We start from the raw sequence: 19,430 nt of genomic DNA, 5'->3' as shown, positions 1-19,430 counted from the left end.
TATACAGGTACAACATTTAGAAACCTGAATCTGCTTACCTTTTTATCTTGTCATCTTTTTCACAAAGACGACCACGAACAGTGCTATGGTGAAACTGCCGGTAAATGCCTCTATCGCTGCAATGGCTCGCGAGAAGCCGATAGGCGTAAAGTCACCATATCCCAGGGTCGTAAAAGTCACGACCGAGTAGTAAATACAGTTGAAAAACAGATATACATTTTTTGAAAAACCGTGGCTCGTTTCAAAGACATGGATCTGACCGTCATAACTCAGCCCCGTAAAAAGATAGAAAATGGCGCAGACAATAATCAGACCCAGTGAAAATCCAATCACCCGCAATGGTGCTTCACCATAGCCACAGAACAGATCGATCATTTTAGAGATTATTCGGTGAAAGCTATACTTTGGCATTTGATGGCGGCGCATGGTGAGCTCTTTGCGAATATAGTCTCCCGACATCGCAAACAGACCCTCTCGGTCGGCGGCTTTACGAAGGTCGCGGTAGATCTCTTCCGCCTGCTCAAAATAATCTCTGGCTATCTCTTTTTCACCGACACGTACGGCTTCCAAGGCTAAGGTTTCCTGTTTTAATTTTGTTCCGGTGTAGATGTTCTCAATCTTGGCGCCATTCCACTTGATGCCCAATAGGTTCGTCCCTACTAAGTTAGCGCAGTGAACATTTGAGTCTCTGAGATCTGCTTTCATCAGACTGGCTTTATGAAGATTGAGGTTGAATAGATGTGCACCTTGCAGATCTGCGCGATATAACTCGGCGTGAGTCATATCGAAACCGACTTTCTGATGATGCCTGACCAGGTCTATACCGGGCAACTTGGCGCGTTTAAGCGCCAAGCCTCTGAGCATGCCGCCATTACGGGCGAACTGCTCCAAATTATGGATATCCTCGGGCTTATTTTTAATGATTTTAGGGTCATGCCAGTAGCACAACCCAGAGCTTCCTGCAGGTTCTGAGCAGGAAAACCCTTCATCTTCGTGATAGCAGCATGTAGGAGTATTTTCGGTCATGTTGGAAGTATAGACAGGAGATTTAAGGTTTGTGTCTTTATTAGCTATTGATTAAGGAGGGGATTAGCCAACATAGGTTCAATAATCTGAAATAACCCGAGTTGAAATAAAGGTTGAAATAACCGCAATTCATCACCTTCATGCTCTGGTCGAAATGTCTCTATTGAGTTAAAATAGCGGGTTTGCAGTCTCTGCCCAACGTATTTTAAGTAGAAGAGTTATGTTTGAAGTAAATCCGGTTAAATTTAAAATCAAAGACCTTGCCGATCGCACCCTTCTACTCCGGAGGTATCTTTGACTACGATGCTAAGAAAGAGCGTCTGGAAGAAGTGTGTGCAGAATTAGAGAGTGCTGAAGTATGGAGTAATCCGGAAAATGCTCAGGCTTTAGGTAAAGAGCGTTCCTCTTTAGAAGCCGTAGTTAAGACAATTGATGATATGGACTCAGGTCTGGAAGATGTTCAGGACTTAGTTGAGCTTGCAGTCGAAGAGGATGATGAAGAAACCTTCGATGATGCCAGCAGTGAGCTCGATGGCCTGGAGAAGCGACTCGAAGAACTTGAATTTCGTCGTATGTTTTCCGGCCCTCACGATGTTGCTGATTGTTATCTGGACATTCAATCAGGCTCGGGTGGTACCGAGGCTCAGGATTGGGCCAATATGGTGCTACGTATGTTCCTGCGTTGGGGCGAGGCACATGAATATAAACCGGAACTTATTGAAGTTACTGATGGTGATGTGGCCGGAATTAAAGGTGCGACCATTAGATTTACAGGTGAATATGCCTTCGGTTCTCTGAGAACTGAAACAGGTGTTCACCGTTTAGTGCGTAAGTCACCATTTGACTCTTCGGGTAAGCGTCATACCTCTTTTTGTTCGGTATTTGTTTATCCGGAAATTGATGATTCGATTGAGATCGATATTAACCCGGCAGATCTGAGAGTCGATACATATCGCGCTTCGGGCGCTGGTGGACAGCACGTCAACAAAACAGAATCGGCGATCCGTATTACACACGTTCCGACTAATACCGTGGTTCAATGCCAGAATGACCGTTCGCAACATAAGAATCGTGATTCAGCAATGAAACAGCTTAAAGCTAAGTTATATGAGTTAGAGATGCTCAAGCAAAATGCCGACAAGCAAGCAGCCGAAGATTCTAAGTCTGATATCGGTTGGGGTAGCCAGATCCGTTCATACGTACTCGATGATGCACGTATTAAGGATCTGCGTACCGGCGTCGAGAGCCGTAATACCCAGAGTGTCCTCGATGGCGATCTGGATAAGTTTATCGAAGCCAGCCTGAAATCTGGCTTATAAGTGATATTTAGCTTAATTAGCTAACTAATTAATTTTAATGTGTGATCTGTAACATTTACGAGAGAAGAAGATGACTGAACAAGTACAAGATGAGAACAAATTAATTGCAGAGCGACGTGCCAAGCTTGAGCACATTCGCGAAAACTGCCCTGCAAATGGTCACCCGAATACCTTCGATCGTAAACACAAAGCGGCAGACATTCAGGCAGAGTTTGGTAATAACACCAAAGAAGAGCTTGAAGGCATGGGCATTCAACGCAGTATCGCTGGCCGTATCATGGCAAAGCGTGGTCCTTTCCTGGTCATTCAAGATGTCAGTGGACGTATCCAGGCATATGCCGGAAAAGATGTTCAGAAAGAGCTTAAGGCTAAATTCCAAGGGCTGGACATTGGTGACATTATCGGTGTTACCGGTCAACTTCACTTGTCAGGTAAAGGCGATCTTTACGTGAACATGGAAGATTACGAGCTGTTGACTAAGGCACTTCGTCCATTGCCTGAAAAATTCCACGGTCTGACAGACCAGGAAACGCGTTACCGTCAGCGTTACATCGACCTGATCGTTAACGAAGAGTCTCGTGAAGCCTTCATTATGCGCTCGAAGGTTGTTTCTGCTATCCGTAACTTCATGGTTAAGAAAGAGTTCATGGAAGTTGAAACGCCTATGATGCACAGCATTCCAGGTGGCGCTTCGGCTCGTCCGTTCGAGACGCATCATAACGCTCTAGATATCGCTATGTACTTGCGTATTGCACCAGAGCTTTACCTTAAGCGTCTGGTTGTTGGCGGCTTCGAACGTGTGTTCGAAATTAACCGTAACTTCCGTAACGAAGGTCTGTCGCCTCGCCATAACCCAGAGTTCACTATGATGGAATTCTATATGGCCTATGCAGATTATAAAGATCTGATGGATCTGACCGAAGAGATGCTAAGCTCTATTGCTACCGAGCTTTGTGGTTCTCCAAAACTGCCATACGGTGAGCACGTTGTCGATTTCGGTGGTCCATATGCGCGCCTAAGCATGTTGGATGCGATTAAGAAGTACAACCCGGACAATGCCACGATCCAGTCTATGACTTACGATGAAGTGAAAGATGTCGAGTTTATGCGTAACCTGGCTAAGAGCCTGGGCATGACAATCGAGAAGTTCTGGACCTGTGGTCAGCTTCTTGAGGAGATCTTCGGTGAAACCGCCGAGACTCAGCTTATGCAGCCTACCTTTATTACTGGCTACCCTGCAGATATCTCACCGCTTGCACGTCGTAATGATGATAACCATTTCATCACTGACCGTTTCGAGTTTTTCATTGGTGGACGTGAAGTTGCTAATGGTTTCTCTGAGCTAAACGATGCACAAGACCAAGATAACCGCTTTAAGGCTCAAGTAGATGCTAAAGATGCCGGTGATGATGAAGCTATGTTCTATGACGCCGATTACATCACAGCTCTGGAACACGGTTTACCGCCGACAGCGGGTCAAGGTATAGGTATCGATCGTTTGGTGATGTTATTTACTAACACTCATACTATTCGTGACGTGATCCTGTTCCCGGCTATGCGTCCACAGGCTTAAGATTAGTTTGGAATTGATTTGAGTGTTCTTGACTAACACTCAGTCGGAACTATAGCCGCGCATTATTGATTTAATATTGCGTAGCAGTTTATTAAAAACCAGCCATTTGGCTGGTTTTTTTCTTTCTATGTTGAAGTTTCACACTTATTTTAATAGTGTTAAAAGTGATTCATCATTGCTTTGTTTTCACTAATCATTTTTTCAGCATTTTGGGTTCCTCAAATTATTGGAGTTACACCTTGTTTAAGTTGGTTTCGCCATGATTGATATTAAAATACCTCAAGATCACTGGTTACAGTGGCAGGCGTCAGTTGAGCTTATTGCCAATCTCATGAACTGCACTATTGTGCTGAGTGTCATTGATGGTGAGGGGCAACTATGTGAAAAAATCGCAGCCGAAGTGAAGGCTAAAGACGTTACCTCTGATGTGGTGAGCAATGTCCAAAATGGACGCTCTGAAACCAGTTTCTCTATCGAAGTATTGTGGCCATCAAAAGCAGTCTTTGGTGAGCTTAGTGTCAATTTCACTGTTCAAGCCGATAATCTTCCCGAAGTTCCCGAGCAGGCTCGGAAGCTTGCTCAGCTCGCCGCAGACAATATCGAACTTCATCTGGCAAATATCTATCGCGGTTATCGACAGCAAGAATCTGAAGCAAGAGGTGCTATAGATGAAGAGAGAAACATAGAACTACAGCTTTTTATCGATAGTTTGAAAGAACATGTCTGGATGAAAGATGTTGATGGGCGTTATGTCATTTTCAACCGAAGTGTCGAAAAATCATGGGGGAAAACCCGTGAAGAGATTATCAACAAGACGGATGAAGAGTTATTTGTTTCCGACTTAGCCAAAGAGTTTATTCAAGCCGATATTGAAGCCATTAATAAGGGCGAGCAGATCACGGTGGGCGAGTGTAAGGGACAGCATGCCGAAATCGATAGATACTGGCTGGAGACCTCGAAAGTTCCTGTCGTGACCGATGATGGTAGTCTTAAGGGGGTCATAGGACTATCCAGAAACATCTCTCAACATAAGGCTATACAAGAACAGTTAGAGCTTTCCGGACGGGTATTTGAAAACTCTGTCGAAGGGGTGATGATCACCGACCGAGATGGAAAGATCCTTGAAACTTATGGTGCTTTCTCTGAAATAACGGGGTACACAAGGGAGGAGGTATTAGGTAAAAATCCCAGCATGTTCAGTTCCGGTCGACACGATAAAGCCTTCTATGGTGACATGTGGACAGGGCTGTTGCACAAGGGACGGTGGCATGGAGAGATCTGGAATCGACGTAAGAATGGCGCCATCTTCCCGCAATTGCTTACCCTCAGCTCCATGCTTGGTGATGATGGCTTGGTGCGTTATTTCGTTGCCGTGTTTGCTGACATTTCGGCACAGAAGAAGAGTGAAGCCGAATTGGCCCACCTTGCTTACCATGATCCATTAACCAAACTGCCTAACAGGATGACATTGACTGCCCAGATCGAGCAGGAGATCCGTCATGCTCAACATCAGGGCTCCCAGTTGGCCATCGTATTTATCGATGTAGATCTGTTTAAACATATCAATGATAGTTTCGGTCATCTAATGGGTGATGAGATCTTGGTTGAACTTGCTGCCAGATTGACGATGCAAAAGAGTACCGAGGATACGCTTGCGCGTATTGGCGGTGATGAATTTGTGGTGTTGTTTCCTGAGGGCGGAGGCAGTGAAGAGCTCACCTTAGCCGTGAGTAAGTTAAGGGCAGCCTTCGATCAGCCATTTTCTGTAGGGGATAACGAGCAGATTAGACTGACCGCCAGTATGGGCGTCTCTGTCTACCCCCATGATGGCAAGGACTGTTACACCCTGTTAAGAAATGCCGATGCGGCTAAGCACAGGGCTAAGCAGGATGGTCGTAACAGTTATGCTTTTTACACTGAGTCTCTGACCTTAGAGTCTCGTGAGCATCTTAAGCTGCAAAGTGCACTGCATGTGGCTCTGGAAGAGGGGAACTTCCATCTGGTTTACCAACCGAAGTTGAATTTCAATAGCCTTAAAACTGTCGGATTCGAGGCCTTGCTCAGGTGGGAGGATCCTGTCTTAGGCGTTATCTCTCCAGGGATATTTATACCCATCGCTGAGAAGATAGGCCTGATTAATTCGATCGGTAGCTGGGTGCTGAGAGAGGCATGCCAGCAAGGTGTTAAGTGGATTGGACAGGGAAAAACATTTGGTCGCATCGCGGTGAATGTCGCCGGTCAGCAGATAAAGCGAAGCTCATTTGTCGACGAGGTTAAACAGATCCTGAGTGAGACCGGCTTTCCTGCTCAGTCGTTGGAGTTAGAAGTAACCGAGAGCTTTATGATGTCGGACCCGGAAGCGGCTGCTCGTGATCTCAGGGTGTTAGGTGATTTGGGCATTGAACTTTCTGTAGACGATTTTGGTACCGGCTACTCGTCACTTAATTATCTGAAAAAGCTGCCTATTCATAAATTAAAAATTGATCAATCTTTTGTCAGGGATATTCCAGTTGACGCTAACAATACCGCCATTGCTAAAGCTGTGATTGCCCTGGGTCATGCATTAAATTTACAAGTGGTTGCGGAGGGGGTTGAAACAGAGCTACAGGCCGATTTTTTACGTGAAAGCGGCTGTGATGAAGTTCAGGGGTACCTCTACAGCAGACCTCAGTTACCCGAAGACTTACAGAAATTCTTACTCTGATTAAAGTGCTTCTGTATTGCGGCTCGACGGGCTCTCGTTTCCGTTAAAGTCGGGAGCTGTTCGAGTGAGTTGAGCGAAAGAGGCTATTTGAATATCAAATCATCGGATATCCGATGGGTCATCAAGTTGAATAACTTCACCGGATTGCATCTTTTCGAGATGAATATTGCCTATTCTTACTCTGACTAATCTCAGAGTCGGAAAACCTGCGGCAGCGGTCATTTTTCTTATCTGACGGTTTTTCCCTTCACTTATCGTGATAGAGACCCAACTCATCGGGCCATGTCTGGGATCTCGTGGCTTACGTCCGTTACTGGGGAGTTCAGGTTCATTTTTAAGTTTGTATGCCTTGCAGGGCAATGTGAGGTATTTCTCCCCCTTTATACCTATTTCGACCCCGGTTTGCAGCTTAAGTATTGCATCTTCATCGATATCCCCATCAAGTTGTACATAATACTCTTTCTCAATTTTTTTACTGCGAACCTGGTGGCTGACCATACCATCAGTGGTCAATAAAAGTAGCCCCTCTGAGTCATGGTCAAGCCTGCCGATTGCCATTGTGCCAGTCGGGAATAAGGCCAGTTCGGCGAGTAGCTTTTTACTCTTTCTTCTTTCTGGCACAAATTGACTCAGGTAACCATAGGGCTTGAAAATTTTATAGTGGTGATGTGGTTGAGAAGCATCGCTTATCGATACACACTCAGTATTGATCTTATCTGAAGTATTGCTCTCTGTGCTTCTATCCATTTGTGGTCGTGGCATCGGTTTTTGTTCTGGCATCTCTGGTTCGGTCATTGGTCTTAAGCTGGGCTAAGTATAACCCGAACCAGCGAGCGGTATCCGTAAGCAATATAAATCAATAGGCATTGCCCCTTTTATTGAGAGTCTATTATCACTCTAAAACGTCTCTGATCCACTTGTTCACTGTTTAATAATTAGTAATGACAGCGTTGTCATTTGAGGTTATAGTAATGTTATCAAGTATTGATTATGTATCTAACTGGGTGTGGGTGGTTCTGAAATTATGCAAATCGTCATTTTAAAAGATAGTGCCGAAGTCGCAGCTTATGGCGCTGATATTTTTATTAAGCAACTACAGAAGAAGGCTAACTCTGTTTTAGGTCTGGCGACAGGATCGACCCCGGTTTCACTATATCGAGGCCTGATTGAGGCGTGTGATGCTAAGTTGGTTTCCTTTAGGGATGTGACTAGCTTTAACCTTGATGAATATCTGGGACTGGAGGGGACACACCCGCAAAGTTATCGCTATTTCATGAATCAGCAGTTGTTCAATCATATCGATATCAACAAGGCGCAAACTCATGTCCCCCCGGGAGATGCCGACAATCCACTGGAAGCCTGTGTGGGTTATGAGGAGAAGATAGAAGCCGCCGGTGGTATCGATATTCAGCTTCTGGGCATTGGTCGTAACGGTCACATAGGTTTCAATGAGCCCTCTTCAGGCTTAATGTCACGGACTCGTGTAAAGACATTAACTAAGGCTACTATCGAAGATAATGCCAGATTCTTTCGCGATGATGAGTATCAGCCTCATTTGTCGATGACCATGGGGATTGGTACCATCTTAGATGCGAAGAGAGTGGTGTTATTGGCAACCGGTGAGAATAAAGCCGATGCCATTTTGGCCACTGTGGAAGGACCTTTGATGGCTGCGTGCCCGGCATCTGCGCTACAACTACACACCGATGCGGTTTTGGTGATAGACGAGGCCGCAGCATCTAAGCTGTCAGACCGTGACTTTTATATACACATCGAAAATGAAAACCAGAAGCTGATGGCTAAACTCCCCTAGTCAGTTGTAAGCATGGCTCTGAACATCGGTCCGAACTCTTACAGAAAGCCATCCATAATGATGGTTTATTTGTGTCAGGAGTTCTTGTAATAGAAGAGTGATGAAGATTTGCCATGGCCATAGATGTTCCCGGCATCAACTGGCATTGACTCCATCCATGAAGGTCTGATGGTATGAAATCTTCCTTGTGTATTGACCTGCTATGCCACACTCTCTTGCTCATAACTTATTTGATTTTTTCCGCGTTTTTTGGCTCGATAGAGCTGTTGATCTGCGAGGGAGATCAGGTGTTCAAGAGTTAATCCATCTGGTCGTCCATGGGCGAGCCCGATACTGGCGGTTACCTGAAATTCATTGCTTTCAATAGTAAATGGATGGTTCGAAATGCTCTCACACAGCCGCTTCGAAATTGTTGAAGCCTCTTTCAGTCGGGTGTGGGGAAGTAATATAATAAACTCCTCTCCTCCCCAACGTGCTGCAATATCCTGTTGTCTTAGGCTCTTGTTTAATCGATTTGCAAATTGTGTAAGAACATCATCGCCTGCGACATGACCGTAGGTGTCATTGATAACCTTAAAATAGTCAATATCGATAATGATCACCGATATCCCTGTTCCACTTTTCTTTTGTTTCCAGAATGACTGGGTGATTTCATAAAATGCCCGACGATTATTGAGCCCCGTGAGAGGGTCTGTTTTCGCCTGATGTTCGGCAATGATCTTCAGCCTCTCGGTGGCGCGAAATTTACTGGCCAGCGCTAATGCCAGTAGCACTATATCGATGAGAATACCTATCTCGGCAGCGCGATAGGTTAGATTGTTAAACGGAATAAATCCCCAAACCGCCATTCCTGTCACAGCGGCACCAACCATTGAAGATGTCGATGCCAGCAGGAATACGCCAGAGCTTGGATTTCCCGCCTTTAATGCCATCACGCCAAGCAGTATCATCATAAATGAAAACAAAAGCATAAAGTCGAAAGCAAAAATCAGGCCTAACACCTGATCGCCCATGACGAAAGCCATGAGTAGTAAAAACGGGAATAGGACGCAGATAAGCTTAGTGAGTTTGTAGGTTCCAGGCAGGAAAGATTTTACCCGCAGGAAACGTAGTGCAAAAAGTAAACCAGCAACATTGAAAAGCATCATGAACACAGGGTTTGCCCACTGTTGCCATGATGGGAGCTGAGGCCATATCCATTGATAACCATGGCCTGTGTAGGATAAATTCATCAATAGAAATGAGAGCAGAAACATAGAGTACAGGAGGTAGCTGATGCTCCGCATTCCGATGAATAACATTAGATTATAGATCAGCAGGCAGATCACTGCGCCATAAAGAAAGCCATAGCTATAATTTTGAAAATGAGCCCTCTGCTGTGCAACGTCCAGGCTTGAAAAGTAGACCGGTAATACCATAGGGTCCGGCGATTCGATACGAATTAATACCTTTGTCCCACCGGGAGGAAAGGCATGATCGAAGCTGAAATATCTATCGTCGGAATGACGTTGGATAAATGAACTTCTGTCCCCCGAATACTGGCTCAAAGCCGCTCTACCGTAAGGGAGGTGCGTTGAAATGAAATGGATATCGACATTGTCTAGCCAGGATGTGGCTATCTGAATACGCCTTTTAACCTGCGAATCGAGGGGGTTGTCTACGTCAAAGGCTAACCAGACGGGGTTAGAGCCGATACCGAAGCTGAGTACGTTTGAATGGGAAGCGGTAAAGTCCCCTTGCTGATAGTGTGACAGGGCTGAATTAAGTGAGAGGGGGTGTTGCTCTTGAAGGAAAAGCAGCTCCTTACCTATCGGTTGTTTAAATACGTTCGAGGTATCTAAAGGCGCAGCTAATACAGGCAATAGACTTGATAATATTGCCAAGAACAGGGATACGAATGCGAGAGTAACACGCTGCATAGTTGAAGCCAGTGTAAACCTTAGGTTAAGACTTTTAGGGTTACCGTTAACAGTAAAGCTGTGGCGCAAAAATGTACAGAATTACTCGCTATAAGTTGCTGCAGGTTTATTTGCTGGTTTTTTGCCCTTCTTGGGTTATGGTAAACAGAGAATAAAAATACAAGGAAGAGAGATGACAGCAACTGAAGCCCATTTTCCCCTGACAGACTTTATTGAATACAGTGAAGAGGAGATGCTCGCCAGAGCTAAGAGCCATTACGATGACGTTAAAAGACGTCACTCTATCAGGCAGTTTTCTGATAAAGCGGTATCCAGAGCGCTTATCGAGCAATGTATTCAAACTGCCTCAACCGCACCTAGCGGGGCGAATCACCAACCTTGGCACTTCGTAGCGATAAGCTCCCCGGAAGTCAAAGCTCAGATCCGTCATGAAGCAGAGGCATTGGAGCGCTCTTTTTACGAAGGCAGAGCGGGGGAGGAGTGGTTGGAGGCGTTGAAACCTTTAGGGACCGATGCCAATAAGTCATACCTCGAACGCGCGCCATGGCTTATTGCTGTATTTTCTCAAAAGCGTGGCGGAATAGAAAATGATGCCAGTAAAACGAATTACTATGTCCATGAGTCTGTAGGTATTGCTACCGGTTTTTTGTTGCAAGCTTTGCATCATGCGGGTCTTGGCACCTTAACTCACACACCTAAGCCTATGTCTTTTCTGAGTAAGGTCTGTGGGCGAGATAATGATGTCGACCGCCCCTATATGCTGATTGTGGTCGGGTACCCGGATGAGGGGGCAACGATCCCGGCTCATTCTACCCAGAAAAAGTCGTTAGATGAGATCGCCAGTTTTCTTTAATCCAGATATCGAAAAATTTTGGGGGGTGACGGGGACTTTTTGTGTCGCTTAACACAATAGTCTGATGGTTAAGTTATGAGCGGTCGGCTTTATTTGCTCTTTATCAAAGAGTGAGTGCTGAGAAGCCTGAACAATAGCCGGCTTTATGAGATTGATATTGAGGATATATGAATAAGAGTAATATTTTAAATCAGCTCCCCGGTGATCTGTCTATGGAAGTGTTTGAGCAGGTGGGTGGCAACGACAAGGTGTTAATCGAGCGTATTATCTCTAAGGCCCATGTGACTCCTGAAGGTCAGTGGTACGATCAAGACAGAAGCGAGTGGGTGATGGTGTTGAAGGGAGAAGCCAAGTTACAGTTTGAACATGGAGAGCTTATACACCTGCAAACGGGCGATTATGTCGATATAGAGGCACATAGAAAACATAGGGTGAGCTGGACCAGTGAAGAGACTGAAACCTTATGGTTAGCAGTACATTACTGATTTTGGCCTGCTCACCTTGTTCATCTGCTCTTAATGACAGATTGTGATTTTATATTAGCTAATCCCAATTGAGGATCATTTTTTGCTATAATATCCCACCAAAATTTCGCGTTAACCTTTTGAGTGACTTTTTATGAGCAAAGCTGCCATCTTTACACCCGATGATATCTCGCATATATCGAACCGATTAGAACTGCTTGCCCCGGCTAAAAATGCCGAATTTGGTATGGAAGCGATTCTTCATGGTGCCGATGCGGTCTATATCGGTGGCCCTGATTTTGGCGCTCGTGCAACTGCAGGTAATAGCGTGGAAGATATCGCCAGACTTTGTAGTTTTGCTCATAAGTACCATGCCCAGGTGTTCGTTGCGCTCAATACCATCTTGATGGATGACGAACTGGCTGATGCAGAAAAGCTGATCTGGCAGGTCTATGAAGCCGGTGCCGATGCACTCATCGTACAGGATATGGGAGTACTGCAGCTCGACCTTCCTCCTATCGCACTGCATGCCAGCACTCAGATGGATAACCGCACCGCAGAAAAAGCGGTTTTCCTTGAACAGGTTGGTTTCTCACAGGTGGTACTCGCCCGCGAGCTGGGATTAAGTCAGATCCGCGAAGTGGCGGCTCATACCAAGATGCAACTCGAGTTCTTTATTCATGGTGCCCTGTGTGTGGCATACAGTGGTCTGTGTAACTTAAGCCATGCATTCAGCAACCGCAGCGCCAATCGAGGCGAATGCTCTCAGATGTGTCGTCTCCCTGGTGAGCTTAAGACCCGTCAGGGCGAAGTACTTGCCGAAAATGAGCATCTGTTATCGCTAAAAGATAATAACCAAACCGATAACCTCGAAGCCTTGATCGATGCTGGCGTTCGCTCGTTTAAGATTGAAGGACGCCTGAAAGATATCAACTATGTGAAAAACGTCACCGCCCATTACAGGCAGGAGCTGGACAAGATCATCGCTCGCCGCCCGGAATTGAAAGCCTCATCTCATGGCCGCAGCGTGCATAATTTTACTCCAAATCCAGAGAAGACCTTTAACCGTGGGCGAACAGATTACTTTGTTCATGAGCGTAGTCAGGGGGTCAGTGACTTTCGCTCACCAAAATATATTGGTGAAGAGGTCGCAACCGTTAAAGCCTTAGGCAAAGACTATATCGAGGTCAACTCCACCCATAGTTTTAATAATGGTGATGGCCTTTGTTACTTCCCGGCAAACTATGCCAGTGCCAAGCAGTCCGATGATAAGTTGAGAGGCTTACGATTGAATCGCGCCGAAGGTAATAAACTGCATGTATTGGCGGTGCCTGGCGATCTTGAGGTGGGCATGACTATCTACCGTAACCGTGACCAGGCATTCGAGGCGGTGTTAGCCAAGGAGTCATCGAAGCGTGCTATCGAAGTCGATATCAAGCTGACAGATACTCCTGATGGCATCATGCTTACAATGACAGATATCTATGGTCATCGGGGCGTGGTGACTCTGCCTTTAGATAAACAGGCCGCCAATGAACCTGAAAGCGCCGGCGCAAAGCTGCGTAAACAGTTAGGCAAACTTGGCAGTACCGATTTTGTTGCCCGTGAGATCACTGTCGAGACCGAACAGGTCTGGTTTGCGCCAGCCTCAGTGATTAATGGACTTCGTCGCGATGCAGTTGCAGCGCTGGAGCAAGCCCGAGTCGATGAGTATCAAAGACCGCAGCCTTGGAAACATAATCAAGACGCCATGTATCCGACCAAGCACCTTAGTTATCTGGCTAATGTGGCAAACCAAAAGTCGAAAGACTTCTACCAGCAGCATGGGGTCATTGAGATTGAAGATACCTATGAGAAGAACGGCATCACCGAAGAGGTGCCTTTAATGGTGACTAAGCACTGCTTACGATTCAACTTCAATTTGTGCCCTAAAGAGGTGCCGGGGATCAAGGCTGAGCCTATGGTGCTTGAGATAGGTAAAGATGTTTTAAAGCTGGTTTTCGATTGCCCTAAGTGTGAAATGATGGTGGTTGGCGCCAATCGTCAGGTGAAGAGCGACGGCAGAGGCTAGGGTTCTCGAACTCAAGGCAACCTTTGGAGTACATCGTGTCTCCCAAAGGTTGCAGTTGCTTTATTTTTTATTCAACTATCTCTTTACTCTGTAATTTTGTTTGTTGTTTCAAATTTCCTATTCTACCTCTAACTTCCCTTTGAATTGCCATTGATTTAGATTCTGTTAACCCTGATGTAATATGCTATCTTGAGACTCATCTATAGATGGGCACTTATGCTACTCGGTATAAGGACCAAGCACTTTTTAAGGAAGAAATATGGGATTATTAGATTCACTGATGGGGAATGCATCTGAAGTTAATTTAGAGGAGCTCTCCGAAGAGCTAAATCCAATTTTAGGTGATAACGAACAGCTACATTTGGCCTATAAAGTCATACGGGACATGTTTGTTTTTACTAACAAGCGACTCATCTTAATCGATAAGCAGGGGGTGACGGGCAAGAAAGTCAGTTATCACTCCATTCCCTACAAGGCAATTACCCACTTCGAAGTTGAAACCGCCGGACGCTTCGATATGGACTCTGAGCTTAAATTATGGATTTCGGGTCAGAAAGATCCCTTGGTTAAAGAACTTAAAAAGGGCACCGATGTGGTCGGTATTCAGAAGACGATCGCAAACTTTTCGCTTTAGTTTATTGCTAGAACCTAGAACCTAGAACCTAGAACCTAGAACCTAGAACCTAGAACCTAGAACCTAGAACCTAGAACCTAGGGTGATATGAGTGATTAGCTATGAGTCATCAGTTTGAGTCCGGGAGCAACTCGCTTCCGGCTCGTGGTTTTTATCTTACTCTTGTTGCTACGGTAGCTAAGAGCGGCTCTGCCAGTTCCAGCTTGGCTTGCTCAATATATCCTGACCTAGGATCTCGGTCTGCCCCAGCTGCTTATCCAGTTCAATCAGATTACAGTGTTCAAATTCATTGAGGGCGTTGATCAAACGGTTGGCGTGAGAGACGACCCATAGTTGACACTGCTGTGAAGCTTTAGCTATCAGTCGAGATAGTGCAGGTAACAGATCCGGATGCAAACTGGTTTCCGGTTCATTGAGCACCATCAGCTCGGGCGGTCTGGGCGTTAACAGGGCGGCGACGAGCAGCAGGTACCTGAGTGTCCCGTCGGAAAGCTCTGCCGCATTGAGCGGGCGTAACAGCCCCTCTTGATTAAATCGCACGCTTAACATGCCGTTAGATTCATATTCGATATGCACTCTGGCGCCGGGAAAGGCATCGCTAACCGCCTCATCGAATCCTGCTCTGTCACCCACCTCAAAAATAGTCTGAATAGCCGAAGCCAGATCTCTGCCATCGTGATGCAAAACCGGTGTGCGAGTGCCGAGTTGAGACTTACGAGCAGGCGCATCGCTATCACTGCGAAAGTGATCGTAGAAGCGCCAGGCGCGGATATTATCTCTAAGCTTGATGACCTCCGGCGTACGCTCGGGATCTGCAAGCTCGGTGAAGATGCTGTCACTGTGCTGCATATGTAAATTTAACACCTGCCAGCCAGCCTGACCGCTGTTCTCGGCTCTGTTTTTAACCAGTGCTCCACGGCGTTCAACCAGTACCGATGCGGGACGATATTTATTACCGACCCAGATAGATTCACGTTTTATCTGGGGGTCTAAACCGAACAGGGTTGTCGAGTCAGGCTTAGGAAGCCCGAGTTCGATAAGGTAACTGTATTCATCGCTGGCAAACCCCAGCTTGAGGCGCTTAGCCTGTTGACGAACGGTCGGTTCGATAGCTGTACTACCATCGAGCATTCCCTTGGTGATGTTTTCGGGACCGGCCCAAAAGCTGGATTCCAGCCCACCCTCCAACGCTAGTGCATTAATCACTCCGCCTTGTGCCGTTTGAGCGAGTAAGCGCAGCGCCTTATAGAGATTGGACTTACCGCTGCCATTAGCGCCCGTGACGAGGTTGAGTCGCTCGAGTGGTACTCTGATCTCCCGTAAAGAGCGATAATTTTGAATGGCCAAGGTGGTGAGCATAGGTATTCAGTTGTCCCCGGGATTGAGTTTGCTTAAGGTAGATAGTGACATTAACTCTAACCATTCGCCAGATGGCGGGCTTGATATCATCAAATATGTCTAAATAGATTTCGGCCATTTTATTTTCGGCAGTAAACGCATTAATAATGCGCTATCTTTTTACTGCTGTTGTCTGGGTTAACACGCCTTCATTAACAAAAATATTTTGAAAGTGTTCGAGTGGTTGACGTATTTATCTTTGAATATAGCTCTCTATAATTGTTGCTAATTCAAATAATCCAATGGAAGTAAGCCATGAATATATTAACTGTCGTAGCCCGTATCGAAGCGAAACAAGATCAAGTTCAGCTAGTGAAAGCAGAGCTGATTAAACTGATTGAGCCAACACGTAAGGAGCTGGGCTGTCTGCAGTACGACTTGCATCAGGATAACGAGCGACCCGAACTCTTTGTGTTTTATGAAGGGTGGCAAAGTAAAGCATTATTGCAGGCTCATCTTGGTAGTGAACATATCGAGGCATACCTGAAAGCCGTTGATGGGGCGGTTGCAAGCTTTGTGATCAGCGAGATGACTAAAATAGGCTGATTTTGTCGCTATTCGTTTCTAAGCGGATGCTTTAATCGCCTTAGCCAAGGCGAACAGTCCATTGGTGCGTGACGGGCTAAGTTGGCCCGTTAATCCTAGCCGGTCAAAGTAGCCTTCTATATCAAAAGTAGCTATCTCTTCTGAGCTTTTACCATGACAAGCTGCCAATAACAGAGCTACCAAGCCTTTTACGATACGGGCATCGCTGTCGGCAAGAAAGTAATGTTTGCCCTCTATTTCACAGTGGTACAGCCAAGCATTACTTTCGCATCCTCTGACTTGTGCCTGTTCAACACGAAACTCCTCGTCTAGTTTAGGCAGAGCTTTACCAAGCAGCATGATTTGACGATAGCGCTCTTGCCAATTATTGGCATTATCAAACAGAGGTAATATCTCACTGCTGTCGAGTTTAAGTGCTAAAAACTCCTCTGTGGCGGGCTGTACTGCTTGACTCATAGTTGACCTGAATACGGTTAATTTAATAATTTGCTAGAACCTAGAACCTAGAACCTAGAACCTAGAACCTAGAACCTAGAACCTAGAACCTAGAACCTAGAACCTGGAATTTGATTATAACAGCAACTCTTTTACCGATGTGAGTGCGGTGATAAAACTGTCGATATCATCTTTGCTGGTATATACACCGACCGATGCACGACAGCAGCCCTTGATCTGCAGGCTCAGCATCAGTGGCATGGCGCAATGATGGCCACAACGAACCGCAATTCCCTGCTGATCTAATAATATCCCAACATCCTGATGGTGCTCCCCAGCCAGATTAAATGCCACGGCACCGACATTATCCTGATGAGCACCATATAGGATGATATCGCCTAACTGCTCGAGCTGAGATTGTAAGTAACAGATTAATTCATTCTCCACTCTGCAGGTCTCGGTTCTCGGAAGCTCGTCAATAAAGGCGATGGCTTCGCCTAAGCCTATCACTTCGGCGATCGGTGGGGTTCCTGCTTCGAGCCTGTTTGGCAGAATATTAAACTCCGTAGCTTCGAAGCTGACGCTTTTGATCATCTCACCGCCGGTCATCATGGGGGCAAGAGTATCTAATATCTCATAACGGCCATAAAGCACACCAACCCCGGTTGGACCATACATTTTATGGGCGGAGAATACGTAGAAATCACAATCGATACTTCGGACATCGACAGCCAGATGAGCAATTGCCTGTGCGCCGTCGACTAAAGTGAGTGCGCCGGCTTGTTTGGCACGAGCTATCAGGGAGTGAACCGGGTTAAGTGTACCCAAGGCGTTAGAGACATGGCTTAGTGCAACAATGGCAGGCTTGTCTTGCAGTAACGCATCATAGGCCGTTTCATCGAGACGACATTCACTTGTTAGGGGAATGGGCTTAATGATTGCGCCGGTGCGCTGGGCAAGCTGCTGCCAGGGGACAATGTTGGCATGATGAGCCGCGGTATCTATGAGGATCAGATCGCCCTTTTTAATATGAGCAGTTAATCCATAAGCCACCATATTGATAGCTTCTGTGGTGCCGTGGGTAAATATTATCTCTTCCCGGCGCTCAGCGTTAATGAAACGGGTAAGTGTGTCGCGAACCGCTTCATATTGGCTGGTGGCTCTGGATGACAGTTGATGAGCGGCCCTGTGAACATTGGCATTATCTTTTTCATAATATTGAACCATAGCATCCATGACTCGCTGCGGTTTCTGGCTGGTGGCCGCCGTATCCAGGTAGCACAATGGATACCCCTCTAAGGTCTGCTCCAGAGTCGGAAATTGAGCGCGCAATTTGGTAAGGTCCATGGTTTAATCCGCAGGTATATATTAAAAAGAAAAGGCGTTGTGATCTTCGGAGATCTCAACGCCTATTGCAAGTGTCATTTATGCTTGCTTGTTATTCTGTCATCCAGAATATATTGCAAGTCTCTACTTATCACTTATCACTGCTGTTACTCATTTTTGTTAAGGGCAAGGCAGTCTGTATATCTGTGCCAACTCATCCAGGCGGATAAGTAACTCGGGTGAGATACTGGTATTAATGCTGTCGATGTTCTCTTTTAACTGCTCAAGACTCGTTGCACCTATGATATTGGAGGAGACAAATTTGCGTGAGTTAACGAATGCCAGTGCCATCTGGGCCGGGCTCATATTGAACTCTCTTGCCAACTCGACATATGCCTTCGTCGCTTCGAGTGCCATCTGGCTGCCTGTATAGCGTGCAAAGCGTTTAAACAGGGTCAGTCGTGCACCTTCAGGCCATTGGTTATCGAGGTATTTACCACTAAGAGCTCCGAATGCCAGCGGTGAGTAGGCCAGTAGTGGCACCTCCTCCCGGTGGCTTATTTCAGCCATGCCCACTTCAAAACTGCGATTGAGCAAGTTATAGGGGTTTTGGACACTAATGACGCGGGGGAGACCGTGCTTTTCTGCTAATTGCAGGTACTTCATCAGACCCCAGGGGGTTTCATTGGATACACCTATGTAGCGGATTTTTCCTGACTTGACCAAGTCGGCCAAGGCTTCAAGCGTGTCTATGATGGGAGTTTGTTTTTCATTGTCATCGATCTGCTGATAAGAGAGCTCGCCGAAAAAGTTGGTGTTTCTGTCTGGCCAGTGGATCTGATACAGATCTATGGTGTCGATTTGAAGTCGTTCCAGGGAGGCATCGACCGCTTCATGAATATTACGCCAGTCCAGAGCCATATTCGGCCTGATATAGTCACTCTTACCACCAGGTGCCGAGACCTTAGTCGCGATGACAAGGTTATTGCGGTTGCCACTTTTTTTTAGGTAGTTACCTAAAATTTGTTCCGTTTCCCCCTGAGTTTCAGCTTTGGGGGGGACCGGATACATCTCTGCCGTGTCGATAAAGTTAATGCCTTCACCTATGGCATAATCGAGTTGGGAAAAAGCTTCCTCTTGGCTATTCTGCTCACCCCAAGTCATGGTACCTAAGCAGAGTTCACTTACGTCAAGGCTGGAATGTGGGATACGTCTATATTCCATAAAATCTCCACTCTATTTTGGCGCTGATTGCGCAACGAGAATCATTTGAGGCTAACAAGGTTTTGGGGGAAAGACTAGATATATCAGGTGGCGGATGCGACGATGTGATGGCTGCGCCCATTCAT

At 46.1% G+C, this 19,430-nt stretch carries 16 protein-coding genes; 9 read left to right on the top strand and 7 right to left on the bottom strand.

Annotation, left to right across the window (positions count from 1 at the left end; genetic code table 11):
- Positions 1-42: 42 nt before the first annotated feature.
- Positions 43-1,026, bottom strand: a complete 984-nt coding sequence (locus EKG39_RS04840; RefSeq protein ID WP_126504591.1) for a pentapeptide repeat-containing protein — start codon at positions 1,024-1,026, stop codon at positions 43-45.
- A gap of 220 nt (positions 1,027-1,246) precedes the next feature.
- Here EKG39_RS04840 and prfB point away from each other — a divergent pair.
- From prfB to EKG39_RS04825, 3 genes are all read left to right on the top strand, one after another.
- A protein-coding gene (prfB, locus tag EKG39_RS04835; protein ID WP_185817518.1) for a peptide chain release factor 2 occupies positions 1,247-2,345 on the top strand; the annotation gives its coding sequence in 2 pieces (ribosomal slippage) (positions 1,247-1,321 and positions 1,323-2,345; 1,098 coding nt in all).
- 70 nt (positions 2,346-2,415) lie between these two features.
- Positions 2,416-3,918 carry a lysine--tRNA ligase gene (gene lysS / locus EKG39_RS04830; protein ID WP_126504589.1) on the top strand — a complete coding sequence of 501 codons (1,503 nt, stop codon included), beginning with the start codon at positions 2,416-2,418 and terminating at the stop codon, positions 3,916-3,918.
- Between the two features lie 259 nt (positions 3,919-4,177).
- A complete protein-coding gene (locus EKG39_RS04825; protein ID WP_126504588.1) occupies positions 4,178-6,622 on the top strand; it encodes a sensor domain-containing protein in 2,445 nt (814 codons plus the stop codon).
- Positions 6,623-6,721: 99 nt separating this feature from the next.
- Here EKG39_RS04825 and EKG39_RS04820 read toward each other — a convergent pair whose 3' ends face one another.
- Entirely contained in the window at positions 6,722-7,369 is a 648-nt protein-coding gene (locus tag EKG39_RS04820) for a pseudouridine synthase (RefSeq protein ID WP_246028403.1), read from the bottom strand.
- 277 nt (positions 7,370-7,646) lie between these two features.
- Here EKG39_RS04820 and nagB point away from each other — a divergent pair, with 277 nt between their 5' ends.
- Positions 7,647-8,435, top strand: a complete 789-nt coding sequence (nagB, locus tag EKG39_RS04815; RefSeq protein ID WP_126504587.1) for a glucosamine-6-phosphate deaminase — start codon at positions 7,647-7,649, stop codon at positions 8,433-8,435.
- Between the two features lie 200 nt (positions 8,436-8,635).
- Here nagB and EKG39_RS04810 read toward each other — a convergent pair whose 3' ends face one another.
- A complete protein-coding gene (locus tag EKG39_RS04810) occupies positions 8,636-10,354 on the bottom strand; it encodes a sensor domain-containing diguanylate cyclase (RefSeq protein WP_126504586.1) in 1,719 nt (572 codons plus the stop codon).
- A gap of 172 nt (positions 10,355-10,526) precedes the next feature.
- Between EKG39_RS04810 and EKG39_RS04805 the strand changes: the two genes are divergently transcribed.
- From EKG39_RS04805 to EKG39_RS04790, 4 genes are all read left to right on the top strand, one after another.
- Entirely contained in the window at positions 10,527-11,207 is a 681-nt protein-coding gene (locus tag EKG39_RS04805) for a nitroreductase family protein (protein ID WP_126504585.1), read from the top strand.
- A gap of 167 nt (positions 11,208-11,374) precedes the next feature.
- Positions 11,375-11,692 carry a cupin domain-containing protein gene (locus EKG39_RS04800; protein ID WP_126504584.1) on the top strand — a complete coding sequence of 106 codons (318 nt, stop codon included), beginning with the start codon at positions 11,375-11,377 and terminating at the stop codon, positions 11,690-11,692.
- Positions 11,693-11,825: 133 nt separating this feature from the next.
- A complete protein-coding gene (locus tag EKG39_RS04795; RefSeq protein WP_126504583.1) occupies positions 11,826-13,742 on the top strand; it encodes a peptidase U32 family protein in 1,917 nt (638 codons plus the stop codon).
- A 259-nt stretch (positions 13,743-14,001) separates the two neighbouring features.
- Complete coding sequence (locus EKG39_RS04790; RefSeq protein ID WP_126504582.1) at positions 14,002-14,376, top strand: PH domain-containing protein; 375 nt, start codon at positions 14,002-14,004, stop codon at positions 14,374-14,376.
- A 177-nt stretch (positions 14,377-14,553) separates the two neighbouring features.
- Here EKG39_RS04790 and EKG39_RS04785 read toward each other — a convergent pair whose 3' ends face one another.
- Positions 14,554-15,735, bottom strand: a complete 1,182-nt coding sequence (locus EKG39_RS04785) for an AAA family ATPase (RefSeq protein ID WP_126504581.1) — start codon at positions 15,733-15,735, stop codon at positions 14,554-14,556.
- A gap of 294 nt (positions 15,736-16,029) precedes the next feature.
- Here EKG39_RS04785 and EKG39_RS04780 point away from each other — a divergent pair, with 294 nt between their 5' ends.
- Positions 16,030-16,320: a putative quinol monooxygenase gene (locus EKG39_RS04780; protein WP_126504580.1), complete on the top strand. Its 291-nt coding sequence runs from the start codon at positions 16,030-16,032 to the stop codon at positions 16,318-16,320.
- An 18-nt stretch (positions 16,321-16,338) separates the two neighbouring features.
- On the opposite strand, the gene EKG39_RS04775 is transcribed toward EKG39_RS04780, so the two are convergent.
- The 3 genes from EKG39_RS04775 to EKG39_RS04765 form a co-directional block, all read right to left on the bottom strand.
- Entirely contained in the window at positions 16,339-16,776 is a 438-nt protein-coding gene (locus EKG39_RS04775; RefSeq protein WP_126504579.1) for a SufE family protein, read from the bottom strand.
- Between the two features lie 114 nt (positions 16,777-16,890).
- On the bottom strand, positions 16,891-18,102 hold the full coding sequence (locus EKG39_RS04770; protein ID WP_126504578.1) for a cysteine desulfurase: 1,212 nt from the start codon (positions 18,100-18,102) through the stop codon (positions 16,891-16,893).
- A gap of 159 nt (positions 18,103-18,261) precedes the next feature.
- Positions 18,262-19,305 carry an NADP(H)-dependent aldo-keto reductase gene (locus tag EKG39_RS04765; RefSeq protein WP_126504577.1) on the bottom strand — a complete coding sequence of 348 codons (1,044 nt, stop codon included), beginning with the start codon at positions 19,303-19,305 and terminating at the stop codon, positions 18,262-18,264.
- Positions 19,306-19,430: the final 125 nt, after the last annotated feature.

Origin of the sequence: Shewanella atlantica (assembly GCF_003966265.1) — a bacterium.
Classification (GTDB): domain Bacteria; phylum Pseudomonadota; class Gammaproteobacteria; order Enterobacterales; family Shewanellaceae; genus Shewanella; species Shewanella atlantica.
Note: the sequence above shows the minus strand (reverse complement) of the source record. Positions and strands in the feature narration are given on the sequence as shown.